The sequence below is a fragment of the Bacillus sp. XT-2 genome (genome assembly GCF_025696525.1).
Lineage (GTDB): Bacteria > Bacillota > Bacilli > Bacillales > Bacillaceae > Bacillus > Bacillus halotolerans.
This window is the reverse complement of sequence record NZ_JAHVOC010000008.1, coordinates 247,605-259,612: the sequence shown is the minus strand read 5'-3', so window position 1 is coordinate 259,612 and position 12,008 is coordinate 247,605. Positions and strand designations below refer to the sequence as shown.

The window sequence follows — 12,008 nt, the reverse complement described above, 5'->3', positions numbered from 1 at the left end:
ATCCGGTATTAGCCCCGGTTTCCCGGAGTTATCCCAGTCTTACAGGCAGGTTACCCACGTGTTACTCACCCGTCCGCCGCTAACATCAGGGAGCAAGCTCCCATCTGTCCGCTCGACTTGCATGTATTAGGCACGCCGCCAGCGTTCGTCCTGAGCCAGGATCAAACTCTCCGATAAATGGATCGCAGATTAAGTTCACCACATCCTGTGGCAACATCTGCGTGATCTGCATCGTGCAGACCTCAGTTTGACTGACTACGCACATTGCTGTGCGATTTATAATAAAACTTGAATTAACAGGTACGTTTTGTCTTGTTTAGTTTTCAAAGATCATCACCGCTCTCAATGAAGCAGCTTTACTAATATAACACTCAGCTTCTTAATTGTCAACAACTTTTTTAAAAGTTGTTTAAAGCTTCTTGTTTTGTCTGCTGTTCATTAGCGACGTTAAATAATATAACACCTATAATTATTTATTGCAATAGTTTTTTAAAAAAATCTATAAAACAATAAAACTGTAATCATCTTTATTCTATCTAACTTGTAATGCTTTATAAAACATTTATCTATTAAAGAACATTTACTACAGGCAATGTCATCTTGTTGTTTTAACCTTTTTCTTGTATAGTAGAAACGAACTAAATATCCGATGACCACAAGGGGAGCATAAAAGCTGAGAGTGAGCGGTTTCGTTCTGACCCTTTGAACCTGTTAGTTAACGCTGGCGTAGGGATGTGGCAAAGTCAAATGAATTGCAGATTGTAAAGCAGTGCGTGGAACTTTCCTCATCCTTCCGCGTGCTGCTTTTTTGTTGTCCTTTTGGATTGTCTATCGATGGAAGGGGATTTTTATGGCTCAATCAAGACAACTGGTACGTCTTATTGAAATTGCAATCATGACTGCTGCTGCTGTCATTTTAGACATCGTTTCCGGAATGTTCCTCCGTATGCCTCAAGGAGGGTCGGTATCCATCATGATGATTCCGATTTTTTTGATTTCTTTTCGCTGGGGAGTTAAAGCGGGGCTTACAACCGGTCTATTGACAGGTCTCGTTCAAATTGCGATCGGAAATCTATTTCTTCAGCACCCTGTTCAGCTGTTGCTTGATTACATTGCAGCGTTCGCTGCTGTCGGCATAAGCGGCTTTTTCGCTTCCGCTGTCCGCAAATCAGCCTTATCAAAAGCAAAAGGGAAATTGATCGTATCAATTATTTGCGCAGTTTTTATCGGAAGTTTTCTGCGTTATGCTGCACACGTGATTTCAGGGGCTGTATTTTTCGGCAGCTTTGCACCAAAAGGGACGCCGGTATGGATTTACTCATTAACTTATAATGCTACTTATATGGTTCCGTCATTCATCATCTGTGCGATTGTCCTTTGTTTATTGTTCATGACAGCTCCGCGCTTGCTGAAAACTGAAAAAGCTTAATCTAACAACCCCCAGCGGCCGTTCCGCTGGGGGTTGTTTTTTATCTTCCGTTAAGCAGATTTTTTAATGAAGCAAGATCCGGCCAGCCGAATCCTATTTCTTTCATGCTTTCTCCTGCGATTTCAAAACTATCCTCGGCTGCTCTTTCAGGTGAAAACGAATGATAAAAATTAATCGAAGGATTCTCTTCTACGACCCAAACAAACATGCTCGTAAAGCCATGATCAAGCAAAAAATCTGTTCCCTTTGTCAAAAGCGCTCTGCCTGCACCTTGCCGCTGTTTTTCTTCTAAAAGGTAAATGGCATACAACTCTCCGTCATAGCCTTTCTGCTCTGAACGAATTGGACCAAAAGATGCAAAGCCGAATACTGAACCTTCTTCATCTTCTGCTACAAAGACCCCCTTTAATGAACGGCTTTTCCATTTGGATTCAAAATCCTTGTAGTTCAAACCATTTAAGTATTCAGCGGAGACAATGCCGCTGTATGTTGTCACCCAGCTGTCAACATGCACTTTTGCGATTGCCTTTATATCATCTAGTCGTGCTTCTCTTATAGTCACCATTCATTCTCTAATCCTTTCCGCAATGGTTATTCAGATTTTTGAACAGGTTTTGTTTCTTTTAATTCATTTGTCAGTTCGTTGATGCTCTGTTTGATGTTGCCTTTTCCTGAAAAGTTCTCAATCATTTCTTTTACGTCGATTCCCGAAGACGCTTTTAAGCTTTCTTGCAGACTGGACATTAAATTTGTCGCATAGCTTGTGACTTTGTTGGCGCCGCTTGAATCACCGTTTCCTCCTGTATCAACAACGGTGATCTTATCAATATTTGAAAGCGGTGCTGATACCTGTTTCGCGTATTCCGGAAGCATTTTGACAATCATATCGAAAATCGCAGCCTGACCGTACTGCTCAAAGGCAGCGGCAATTTTTTCTTTCGCTTCCGCTTCAGCAAGACCTTTTAAGCGAATAACCTCGGCCTCTGTCTCACCTTTTGCTTTTTCAGCTTCTGCTTTTGCAAGGCCGTCAATTCTGACCCTTTCAGCTTCAGCCTTCGCCATCGCTTCTATGCTGTATTTCTTGGCATCGGCTTGGGCTAGCTGTTTGGCTTTTTCAGCAGCGGCAGATTGCTCAACTGAATAGCGGTCTGCATCGGCTTTTTTCTTCACTTCAGAATCATACTGGCGTTCACGGCGGAGAATTTCTTTTTCTTCTAATTCAATTTGTTTTTGGCGTTCTATAATCTTGACCTGCATTTCCTGCTCAGTCACCTGCTGGCGTGCTTTGGCTGTTTCCAAATCGTATGCCTGGTCAGCGTTGGCTTTTGCTGTATCTTGATCTCGCCGGTATTCAGCCATTTTAAGCTGATTGATTTTTTCAGCTTCGGCAATTTCCGTCGCTCGTTCAAGCTCTGATTTTTTGGCTTCTTTATCGGCTTCCGCCCTCTTAATTCTTGTTTCTTTATCGGCCTCTGCGGTTGCAATGTCAGCATCACGTTTTACCTGCGCAATTCTCGGTTTACCTAGTGATTCAAGATAGCCGTTTTTATCACGGACATCTTTAATGGTAAAGGAGACAATCACAAGACCCATCTTCGCAAGATCCTGTGAAGCGACACGCTGCACTTCTTGAGAGAATTTTTCGCGGTTTTTATAAATTTCTTCTACTGTCATAGACCCGAGAATGGAACGGAGGTGGCCTTCCAGTACCTCACGGGCCTCCTGCTCACGGTCTTCTTTTGACTTTCCTAAAAATTGTTCGGCTGCTGTGGCGATTTCTCCAATAGAGCCGCCGATTTTAATAATTGCAGTTCCGTCTGCCATTACAGGCACACCTTGCTCGGTATACACTTCAGGTGTCGATACATCGAGTTTGCTTGATAACAGACTTAGCGGCTCAGCCTGCTGAAAAACCGGAAGAACAAAGGTTCCTCCTCCGCGAACAATCTTCAGGCGGTTGCCTCCCTCATCAACGTGAACATTTTTATTTCCAAGATAACTTCCTGTAACAATTAACGCTTCATCAGGCCCTGCCGTACGATATTTTGTAATAAATACCGCTATAAGTGCGATGAGTAAAAAGAATACAACTGCGATGACGATGATAATCGGCATTGTCATATGACATTCCTCCTTGTTTTATAAAGGTTCATGCGGAGTAACTGAAAGAACTCCGTTTTTGACATCCACAACTAAAACGACTGTTCCGTAACTGATCTGTTCATTTTCAAAGCTGATCGCTGATTTTGAAATCGTACCGCCTATCCCTTCAATCAGTACTTCTCCAAATCCATCAACCGGAACAGCGGTTATGACTTTTCCGAGTCTGCCTCTAAGATCATCTTCCCGATAAGTCAATGATTCTTCTGCCGATGATAAAGGGACAAGCACAAATAAATGGAGCAATATCACCAGCAGCACCGAAAGAAGACAGGATATTAGAGCAATAATCAGGCTGGAGAGGGGGAAAACTGTTTCGCCTATATATCCAGATGCGGAGAAAAATGTGAAAAATGAGAGCACCAATGTCGGGTGTAAAAACGGAATAGCTTCGGACAGCCCTTCAAACACATCTCCGAAAAATAAAAATAGCAGCGTGAGGCTTCCGGCTATGATAAGGGTGTAAAGGTAAATCGTTTGAACAGGAATACCGTATAACTCCAATTTTCTCATCCTTTCTAAGCTGCTACTTTAACGACGGCCGTCGTTACCTTTTATACGAGATACAGAGGAAAAGGTTTCAAAATTTTTCGATAATTGTTCCCCACGAAGCACTTTATAAATGATAAATGCTCTTATATATGGTAATGTTTTTTCAGGAGGAGATATGATGAGTATCTTTAATGAAGCCAGATTAGAAACATGGAATGAAGTAAAAGGACTTTCCGATGAAAAGCTGAATAAGAAGCCTTCTTCTAATGAATGGAGTATACGGGAAGTTCTTGATCATTTGAAGAAAATTGATATGACCGCCCAAAACATGCTGAAAGAACGAGTAAAAGAAGCGCCTGTTAAGGAGATTGAGGAAAAACCGCTTACGGCCGCACAGGATAGAAGCAATAAACGGAAAGCGCCGGCCCATCTTGAACCGGATCATGATTTTATTTCAGGCAGCCAAATGAAACGGGAGCTTGATGTTGTAAGGGAGCAGCTGACAGCTGTTATTGCCTCTCTTAAAGAAGAAGATTTTGAGAGAGTATTGCCGCATCCCTTGTTTCAAGAGCTGACCGTCAGACAATGGATCGAATTTATCGGCCATCACGAAAAACGCCACCTCAGCCAGATCAAAGAAATTAAAGAGAAAATAGAAAGAGTCTGATTTATTCAGACTCTTTCTGCTTTTTGTTTGATGTTCCGCTGGTATGAATAAACGATTATTTCGTCACCCGCATACACGGCACCGGGTCTCTCGACAATACATACAATGCCCCTTATCCCCAACGCATGGCGGACAAAAGCCGGTGCAAGCTTTGGCTTGTCCGGATAATAAGACTGGATGACTTCACCCGGCTGGATACACGGATCATTTTCTCCCTCACACAGTAAAGCGGCGCCGCTCGGAAATATAATCCGGCTTCCTTCTTTTAATGTTGTGAAATCAGGTATACCGCTAATTGCAACATTTGCACCGAGCCATTCGGGAAAAATACTCGGGACTCCCATTTTCAAAGCAATTTCGTCACATTCTTCTGTTGAAACAATTGAAATTTGTCTGCGGTTAAAAATTTCTGTTCCTCTTGAAAACATTGGCTCTCGGGCCCCAGCTTTTTTTGTCAGGCCGAAATGTAAGTCGCCGGGAATGCCGCCATAATCAAAATCGAGCTTGTCCATTTGTTTTGTTATAAAGCTTTCTGTATCTGCAACATATAAGCCTTCCGTTTTTGCGGTCATGCGTTTCCACATAAGCTTGCACCGTCCTTCATCTCTAGGATTGTCACTTATGTTCAATTATCCAAAAAAATCCCGCTCTGTAAAGGAGCGGGATCATCGCATTATACAGTTTTTGGCGTAAGATTAAAGCAGCGTTTGTAGATCCAGTTATATGCTTTCTCATTTAAATCTCTAGGATTTCCGAAGGTTTGCGGATCTTTCATTGCTTCTTTTGACAAGCGCTCGATCATGTCCGGCGATACCCCTTGTTCTTCTAAAGTCGGTACTTCTAACTCTTTCACAAGATCGTACATCCAGTTGACAGATGCTTTTGCAGCTTCTTCTGTTGTCATATTGCTTGTATCAATGCCGAACGCTTTTGCGATACGGGCAAATTTCTCCGGATAGCCCTTCCAGTTGTATTCCATAACAGGGCCCATCATTGCCGCTACACATTGGCCGTGAGCGACCGGGATGATACCGCCGAGTGTTTGGCTCATGGCGTGAGCAGCACCCGCTGATTCACTGCCGTAAGAAAGACCGGCAAGCATAGCAGCTTGCGCCATTCCGTATCTGGCTTCGAGATCTTCTCCATCAGCAAATGCTCTCTTAATGTAGTGAGCGGCATATTCAATCGCCATCAACGCCACTGCGTCTGTAATCGGCTGCGCAAATTTCATTGTGTAGCACTCAATGGCGTGAGCAAGAGCATCAATCCCCGTCATTGCTGTTACGTGCGGCGGCATTGAGACGTGAAGCTCTGGGTCAATCACAGTCAAATGCGCGGCAATCAGCGGACCGCCTGTGTTAAATTTGAATTCTCTTTCTTCATCTGTAATAACCGCCCATTGCGTTACCTCTGAGCCTGTTCCAGCGGTTGTCGGAATTGTCGTAAGCGGAGGAATGCGGTTCTCCAGCGGTTTCTTTCCTTCAGCGGCTTCATAATCAAGTACGCTTCCCTCGTGAGTCGCTTCTACTCCAATGGCCTTCGCTGTGTCCATGGAGCTTCCGCCTCCGACTGCCACCAAGCCGTTGCAGTTCTCTTTTTTGTAAAGCTCAGAACCTTCATTTACAAGCCGTACAGGAGGGTTTGGCTCAACTTTATTAAAGAGCACCACTTCAATGCCTGCCCCTTTTAATGACTCGATGACAGGATCTGCGACGCCGGCTTTATAAATTCCAGGGTCTGTAACAAGCAATGCTTTTGAAACACCCAGTCCAGCTACTTCTTTTCCTACGTGGTTGATAGCGCCAATTCCGTGCTTAATCACAGTCGGAATTTCAAATGTGTGAAATTTATGCATGCTTTCTACTTTCATATTTAATGTCATAATCAATCTCCCCCTCTTATGAATTGAACCAATTAACCGCTGCCGGTTTTGTGTTGCGATAGACATGTTTGACTTCTGTATACTCTTCAAGCCCTATTTTTCCAAGTTCCCGTCCGAATCCGGATTGCTTATAGCCGCCCCATGGCGCCTGCGCAAAGTACGGATGGAAATCGTTAATCCAAACCGTCCCCATTCTCAAACGGGCTGCTACACGTTCACACTTTTCAATATCTTTCGACCATACAGCTCCGGCCAATCCGTAAATCGTATCATTCGCCAGTGAGATTACTTCTTCCTCAGAACTGAATGTTTCGACTGTTAATACTGGCCCAAATACTTCTTCCTGAACAATTCTCATGTCAGATTTACAGTTTGAGAAAATGGTAGGTTCATAGAAAAAACCGTTTTGAAGTGCTGGATCTTCCGGACGTTTGCCGCCAGTCTCCAGTTTTGCACCTTCTTCCAGTCCGATCTCTACATATTTTTCAACCTTTGCTCTGTGCTCCGCGGAGATAAGCGGACCGCTTTCTGTCTCTTCGTGAAAACCGTTTCCGAGTTTAATGCGTTTCGCCCGTTTGACAAGCTCTGCTAAAAATTGGTCATGAATATCTTCTTCTACAAGCAGTCGGGACCCGGCGGAGCATACTTGGCCGGCGTGGAAAAATACGGCGTTTAGCGCCTGATCAACCGCGACTTCCAGGTCTGCGTCTTTGAAGATGATATTTGGATTTTTCCCTCCAAGCTCAAGCGCAATTTTTTTAACGTTGCCGCTTGCCGCCCGCATGATTTTTTTGCCTGTTTCAATTCCGCCTGTAAACGAAATTAAGTCAACATCTTTGTTTACAGCAAGCTCGTCACCCACTGTGGCGCCCGGTCCCAACACAAGGTTTGCGACACCTTTTGGAACCCCGGCTTCCTCCATCAGCTTAAAGACTTTCATTGTCGTCAGCGGTGTGATCTCACTCGGCTTCATGACAATTGTATTGCCTGCCGCTAAAGCCGGGGCGATTTTCCAGCTTGCTTGCAGAAGCGGATAATTCCACGGCGTGATTTGCCCGCATACGCCAATTGGCTCTCTGATGATTTTGCTTTCTGAATCAGGGATTGGAGATGAGATGATCTCTCCTCCATCTTTATCTGCCAGACCAGCATAATACTGAAAAACATTGGCGATATCGTCCATATCGGCTTTGCTTTCCTCAAGTGTTTTTCCTGTATCAAGGGATTCGAGCTCAGCCAGCTCGTCTAGATCGCGTCTGATTAATTCCGCAATTTTCAGAACTATTTTTCCGCGTTCAAGCCCTGAAAGAGAAGGCCACTCTCCTGCGTCAAAAGCTCTTCGTGCAGCAGCGATTGCTTTAACGGCATCCTCACGTCCGCCCTCGCTAACTGTTGCAATTTCTTCTTGATTAAATGGATTAATAATACTGCGGACCTGCCCTTTTTCGGCACTGATCCATTCACCGTCAATGTATAATGTTTGACTCATCTAAGTCCTCCTTGACGAAAATAAAGTTTGTTAAATAAAAATTTAATGTTTTTAACAACCTTAATCTAACATATGGTTTTTAAACTGTCAAAGCCCTAATTGTGATTTTCATTTTGACTTTTCTCTAGGTTTCGTTAAGATAAAGAACATAAAGAAATGACTTAACAAATTTAATTTTCTAAAGGAAAAGAGGGTCAGTATGGATGAAAATCCAGAATTTGCAGCTATAGAACAGGCACGGGATCTTGTTATTGACTCCATTGCTGAAACAATGGATCTTTACGGAATTACCCGAAGTGTCGGGATATTATATGGAACGATGTACATGCGGGACGAGATGACGCTTGACGAAATGCGGGAGGAGCTGCAAATGAGCAAGCCCAGCATGAGCACAGGTGTCAAAAAGCTTCAGGATTTAAATGTCGTGAAAAAGACATTTCACCGAGGCATCCGTAAGCACACATTTGTAGCCGAAAAAGATTTCTTTAAATTTTTCACAAATTTCTTTCCGCCAAAATGGGAACGGGAAGTTCAGGTGAATGTATCAGCAATTGAGGAGGCTCAGGCTGATTTACAAGAGATATTGCATAAGGAAGAACTCAATGAGGAAACGAAGAATGAAGCGCAGCGTTTATACGAGCAGCTGGAAAGTTCTAAAGCCTACTACGATTGGCTGAAACGTCTCGCTGAATCGGTGCAGAGCGGAGAGATCTTTAAATTTATACCAATTGAAACAAAATAATCGAAAAACGTCTGGAAAACCGGACGTTTTTTTGTTTTTCCGCTATATTTACTACAAATTTGAAAAATACGGGAAAAACACCCCATTTACTTCCATTTTATTTGATGGTAATTTTATGTAGGTAAAATTTGTATTTGGCCTTTAAGAGGAGGTGGAAAGCAGAGGCAGGCCTTTAATCTTTATCACTTATTAGGGGGAATTTTTGTTATGAAACGCAAGTTATTATCTTCTTTGGCCATCAGTGTATTAAGTCTCGGTTTACTCGTTTCTGCACCTTCAGCTTCTTTTGCAGCTGAATCTAAGTCATCTTCTGCTCATACTGAGTCTACGATGAGAGCCCAATCAACAGCTTCATTGTTTGCAACAATTAAAGGAGCGAGCAAAACAGAATGGTCTTTCTCTGATATCGAATTGACATACCGTCCAAACACGCTTCTCAGCCTTGGCGTGATGGAATTTACATTGCCAAGCGGATTTACAGCAAATACAAAAGATACGATGAACGGAAATGCATTGCGCGAAACACAGATCCTCAATAACGGTAAAACAGTAAGGGTACCTCTGGCTCTTGATTTATTAGGCGCTGGTGAATTCAAGTTAAAACTGAATAACAAAACGCTTCCTGCCGCTGGTACATATACTTTCCGTGCAGAGAACAAATCACTGAGCATCGGAAATAAATTTTACGCGGAAGCCAGCATCGAAGTGGCTAAGCGCAGCACACCTCCGACTCAGCCATGCGGCTGTAAATAATCACAGAGGGCCGGCTTAACGCCGGTCTTTTTTTTGACTCCTTTTCCTCTCCCTTTTCCCTCTATTTCCAGTTACCTTTTCACTTGTATTAAATTTAAATTGACAAACACTAGAAACAGGAGTAAATTCTTGAGTGTTCAATTTCATAAAGTCTCTTTTACCGCTTAATCAAACACGAACGGGGAAACCAATGATTGGCTGTTTCACAAAACGGCCTTGGGGTGAATCTTACTTAGTAAGAAGGGGTACTCTGAATCCCTAATCCGACAGCTAACCTCGTAGGCGTATACAGAGAGGAGGTCTATTTTGACCATTCTTTGTAATGGTCTTTTTTACTTCAAAACGCTAATTTTATTAAGGGAGTCTTGAACATTGGGAAGAATAAAAAACAAGCAATTTGCAGTAATCGGGCTTGGACGGTTCGGCGGAAGCATTTGCAAAGAGCTGCACAGAATGGGCCATGAGGTCCTTGCTATTGATATTAACGAAGAAAAGGTCAATGCCTTCGCTTCCTACGCAACCCATGCGGTCATTGCCAATGCCACTGAAGAAAACGAATTGCTTTCACTGGGAATTCGTAATTTTGAATATGTGGTCGTGGCTATAGGGGCTAATATTCAAGCCAGCACACTGACCACTTTGCTATTAAAAGAGCTTCACATTCCAAATATTTGGGTGAAAGCTCAAAATTATTATCACCATAAGGTGCTGGAAAAAATCGGCGCCGACCGCATTATTCATCCGGAAAAGGATATGGGCGTCAAAATCGCACAAAGTCTCTCTGATGAAAATGTCTTGAATTATATCGACTTATCTGATGATTACAGTATTGTTGAGCTGCTGGCAACACGAAAGCTGAATTCCAAATCCATTCATGATCTGAATGTTAGAGCGAAGTACGGATGTACCATCCTGGCAATTAAACATAATGGAGATGTTCGCCTTTCTCCTGCACCGGAAGAGGTGATTTACGAACAAGACTGCCTGGTGATGATGGGTCACAAAAAGGATATTAAACGCTTCGAAAACGAAGGGATGTAGACAAAGGTGGGACTTCATAAGGAAACTGTAATCAAGTGGGTTCGTTTTTCTCCCCCGCAAGTGCTTGCGATTGGTTTTTTTCTTACTATTATTATTGGCTCTCTTTTGTTAAAGCTCCCGATTTCTACTGCGAAGCCGTTGTCATGGATAGATGCCCTTTTTACAGCGGCTTCTGCTACAACTGTTACCGGGCTTGCAGTTGTTGACACTGGGACAGAATTTACGGTGTTCGGGCAAACTGTCATCATGGGTCTGATTCAAGTCGGCGGGCTTGGCTTTATGACATTTGCTGTTCTGATCGTCATGATTTTAGGAAAAAAAATCGGATTGAAAGAACGAATGCTGGTCCGGGAAGCCTTAAACCAGCCGACAATCGGCGGCGTGATAGGCCTTGTCAAAGTCCTGTTTCTATTTTCAATCAGTATCGAATTGATCGCCGCCCTGATCTTATCCATCCGGCTTGTGCCCCAGTATGGCTGGGCATTCGGATTGTTTGCCAGCGTGTTTCATGCAATATCGGCTTTTAACAATGCCGGTTTTTCTTTATGGCCGGATAATTTAATGAGCTACGTTGGTGATCCTGCAGTCAATCTTGTCATTACTATCTTATTTATCACAGGGGGCATCGGGTTTACGGTGCTATTTGACATCCTGAAAAATCGGCGTTTCAAAGCCTTTTCATTACATACAAAACTGATGCTAGCGGGAACGTTCGTTTTGAATATTGCTGCCACACTGATTATCTTTATTTTAGAGTACAGCAACCCCGGCACGCTTGGTTCCTTGCATTTGCCAGATAAACTGTGGGCTTCGTATTTTCAGGCAGTGACGCCGAGAACCGCGGGCTTCAACTCTGTGGATTTTGGCAGCATGAGAGAAGGCACCATTGTATTGGTCCTGCTGTTGATGTTTATCGGAGCGGGCAGCGCTTCAACGGCGAGCGGTATTAAGCTGACTACTTTTCTTGTGATTTTGATGTCTGTCATCGCTTATTTAAGAGGGCATAAAGAAACTGTTATTTTCCGCCGGACCATAAAATATCCGATCATTATTAAGGCCTTAGCAGTCAGTGTTATCAGTTTGTTCATCGTCTTTATAGGGATTTTCGCCTTGACCATTACAGAACAAGCGCCGTTTATACAGGTTGTTTTTGAAACTTTTTCAGCTTTCGGAACGGTCGGACTGACAATGGGGCTGACACCCGAACTGACAACAGCGGGGAAATGTATCATTATTGCGATTATGTTCATCGGAAGAATCGGTCCGTTGACGTTTGTTTTTTCATTTGCTAAAACAGAAAAATCAAATATTCGTTACCCTGACGGTGAGGTGTTTACTGGGTAATGTAAAAAA

General features: G+C 43.2%; 12 protein-coding genes, 1 rRNA gene and 2 riboswitches. Of the genes, 6 read left to right on the top strand and 7 right to left on the bottom strand.

The window, feature by feature from the left end:
- Nucleotides 1-177, bottom strand: a 16S ribosomal RNA gene (locus KXD37_RS19720); the annotation flags it as partial.
- Between the two features lie 471 nt (nt 178-648).
- A riboswitch (TPP riboswitch) is annotated at nt 649-750 on the top strand.
- Between the two features lie 100 nt (nt 751-850).
- Between KXD37_RS19720 and thiT the strand changes: the two genes are divergently transcribed.
- Nucleotides 851-1,429, top strand: coding sequence for an energy-coupled thiamine transporter ThiT (gene thiT, locus KXD37_RS19715; protein ID WP_044158874.1), 579 nt, complete (start codon nt 851-853; stop codon nt 1,427-1,429).
- 40 nt (nt 1,430-1,469) lie between these two features.
- On the opposite strand, the gene KXD37_RS19710 is transcribed toward thiT, so the two are convergent.
- From KXD37_RS19710 to KXD37_RS19700, 3 genes are read right to left on the bottom strand one after another with little or no spacing between them, the layout of a single operon-like run.
- On the bottom strand, nt 1,470-1,994 hold the full coding sequence (locus tag KXD37_RS19710; protein WP_151174469.1) for a GNAT family N-acetyltransferase: 525 nt from the start codon (nt 1,992-1,994) through the stop codon (nt 1,470-1,472).
- A 26-nt stretch (nt 1,995-2,020) separates the two neighbouring features.
- The gene (floT, locus tag KXD37_RS19705; RefSeq protein WP_059292679.1) at nt 2,021-3,550 is read right to left on the bottom strand and encodes a flotillin lipid rafts scaffold protein FloT; all 1,530 of its coding nucleotides are present in this window, start codon (nt 3,548-3,550) and stop codon (nt 2,021-2,023) included.
- Nucleotides 3,551-3,568: 18 nt separating this feature from the next.
- Entirely contained in the window at nt 3,569-4,093 is a 525-nt protein-coding gene (locus KXD37_RS19700) for an NfeD family protein (protein ID WP_101860056.1), read from the bottom strand.
- 166 nt (nt 4,094-4,259) lie between these two features.
- Here KXD37_RS19700 and KXD37_RS19695 point away from each other — a divergent pair, with 166 nt between their 5' ends.
- The gene (locus KXD37_RS19695) at nt 4,260-4,748 is read left to right on the top strand and encodes a DinB family protein (RefSeq protein WP_151174470.1); all 489 of its coding nucleotides are present in this window, start codon (nt 4,260-4,262) and stop codon (nt 4,746-4,748) included.
- Between the two features lie 5 nt (nt 4,749-4,753).
- Here KXD37_RS19695 and KXD37_RS19690 read toward each other — a convergent pair whose 3' ends face one another.
- From KXD37_RS19690 to betB, 3 genes are all read right to left on the bottom strand, one after another.
- Nucleotides 4,754-5,332, bottom strand: a complete 579-nt coding sequence (locus KXD37_RS19690; protein WP_127696596.1) for an MOSC domain-containing protein — start codon at nt 5,330-5,332, stop codon at nt 4,754-4,756.
- An 89-nt stretch (nt 5,333-5,421) separates the two neighbouring features.
- Nucleotides 5,422-6,630, bottom strand: coding sequence for a choline dehydrogenase (gbsB, locus tag KXD37_RS19685; RefSeq protein ID WP_024122615.1), 1,209 nt, complete (start codon nt 6,628-6,630; stop codon nt 5,422-5,424).
- Nucleotides 6,631-6,646: 16 nt separating this feature from the next.
- Nucleotides 6,647-8,119, bottom strand: coding sequence for a betaine-aldehyde dehydrogenase (gene betB, locus KXD37_RS19680; protein WP_127696595.1), 1,473 nt, complete (start codon nt 8,117-8,119; stop codon nt 6,647-6,649).
- Nucleotides 8,120-8,318: 199 nt separating this feature from the next.
- Here betB and cudC point away from each other — a divergent pair, with 199 nt between their 5' ends.
- The 4 genes from cudC to KXD37_RS19660 all read left to right on the top strand — a co-directional run bounded on the left by cudC (nt 8,319) and on the right by KXD37_RS19660 (nt 11,999).
- Nucleotides 8,319-8,861 carry a choline uptake/conversion transcriptional regulator CudC gene (gene cudC, locus KXD37_RS19675; protein WP_106019451.1) on the top strand — a complete coding sequence of 181 codons (543 nt, stop codon included), beginning with the start codon at nt 8,319-8,321 and terminating at the stop codon, nt 8,859-8,861.
- A gap of 207 nt (nt 8,862-9,068) precedes the next feature.
- Nucleotides 9,069-9,614, top strand: a complete 546-nt coding sequence (gene bslA / locus KXD37_RS19670; RefSeq protein WP_101864219.1) for a biofilm surface layer hydrophobin BslA — start codon at nt 9,069-9,071, stop codon at nt 9,612-9,614.
- Nucleotides 9,615-9,765: 151 nt separating this feature from the next.
- Nucleotides 9,766-9,915, top strand: a riboswitch (cyclic di-AMP (ydaO/yuaA leader).
- 71 nt (nt 9,916-9,986) lie between these two features.
- Nucleotides 9,987-10,655, top strand: a complete 669-nt coding sequence (locus KXD37_RS19665) for a potassium channel family protein (protein WP_024122619.1) — start codon at nt 9,987-9,989, stop codon at nt 10,653-10,655.
- A 6-nt stretch (nt 10,656-10,661) separates the two neighbouring features.
- Nucleotides 10,662-11,999, top strand: a complete 1,338-nt coding sequence (locus KXD37_RS19660; protein ID WP_263463700.1) for a TrkH family potassium uptake protein — start codon at nt 10,662-10,664, stop codon at nt 11,997-11,999.
- Nucleotides 12,000-12,008: the final 9 nt, after the last annotated feature.

What these genes read in the sequence shown, in the direction of transcription:
- gbsB (WP_024122615.1), bottom strand. Translation starts at nt 6,630, where the DNA reads ATGACATTAAATATGAAAGTAGAAAGCATGCATAAATTTCACACATTT.
- KXD37_RS19690 (WP_127696596.1), bottom strand. Translation starts at nt 5,332, where the DNA reads ATGTGGAAACGCATGACCGCAAAAACGGAAGGCTTATATGTTGCAGAT.
- KXD37_RS19695 (WP_151174470.1), top strand. Translation starts at nt 4,260, where the DNA reads ATGAGTATCTTTAATGAAGCCAGATTAGAAACATGGAATGAAGTAAAA.
- bslA (WP_101864219.1), top strand. Translation starts at nt 9,069, where the DNA reads ATGAAACGCAAGTTATTATCTTCTTTGGCCATCAGTGTATTAAGTCTC.
- cudC (WP_106019451.1), top strand. Translation starts at nt 8,319, where the DNA reads ATGGATGAAAATCCAGAATTTGCAGCTATAGAACAGGCACGGGATCTT.
- betB (WP_127696595.1), bottom strand. Translation starts at nt 8,119, where the DNA reads ATGAGTCAAACATTATACATTGACGGTGAATGGATCAGTGCCGAAAAA.
- KXD37_RS19710 (WP_151174469.1), bottom strand. Translation starts at nt 1,994, where the DNA reads ATGGTGACTATAAGAGAAGCACGACTAGATGATATAAAGGCAATCGCA.
- floT (WP_059292679.1), bottom strand. Translation starts at nt 3,550, where the DNA reads ATGACAATGCCGATTATCATCGTCATCGCAGTTGTATTCTTTTTACTC.
- thiT (WP_044158874.1), top strand. Translation starts at nt 851, where the DNA reads ATGGCTCAATCAAGACAACTGGTACGTCTTATTGAAATTGCAATCATG.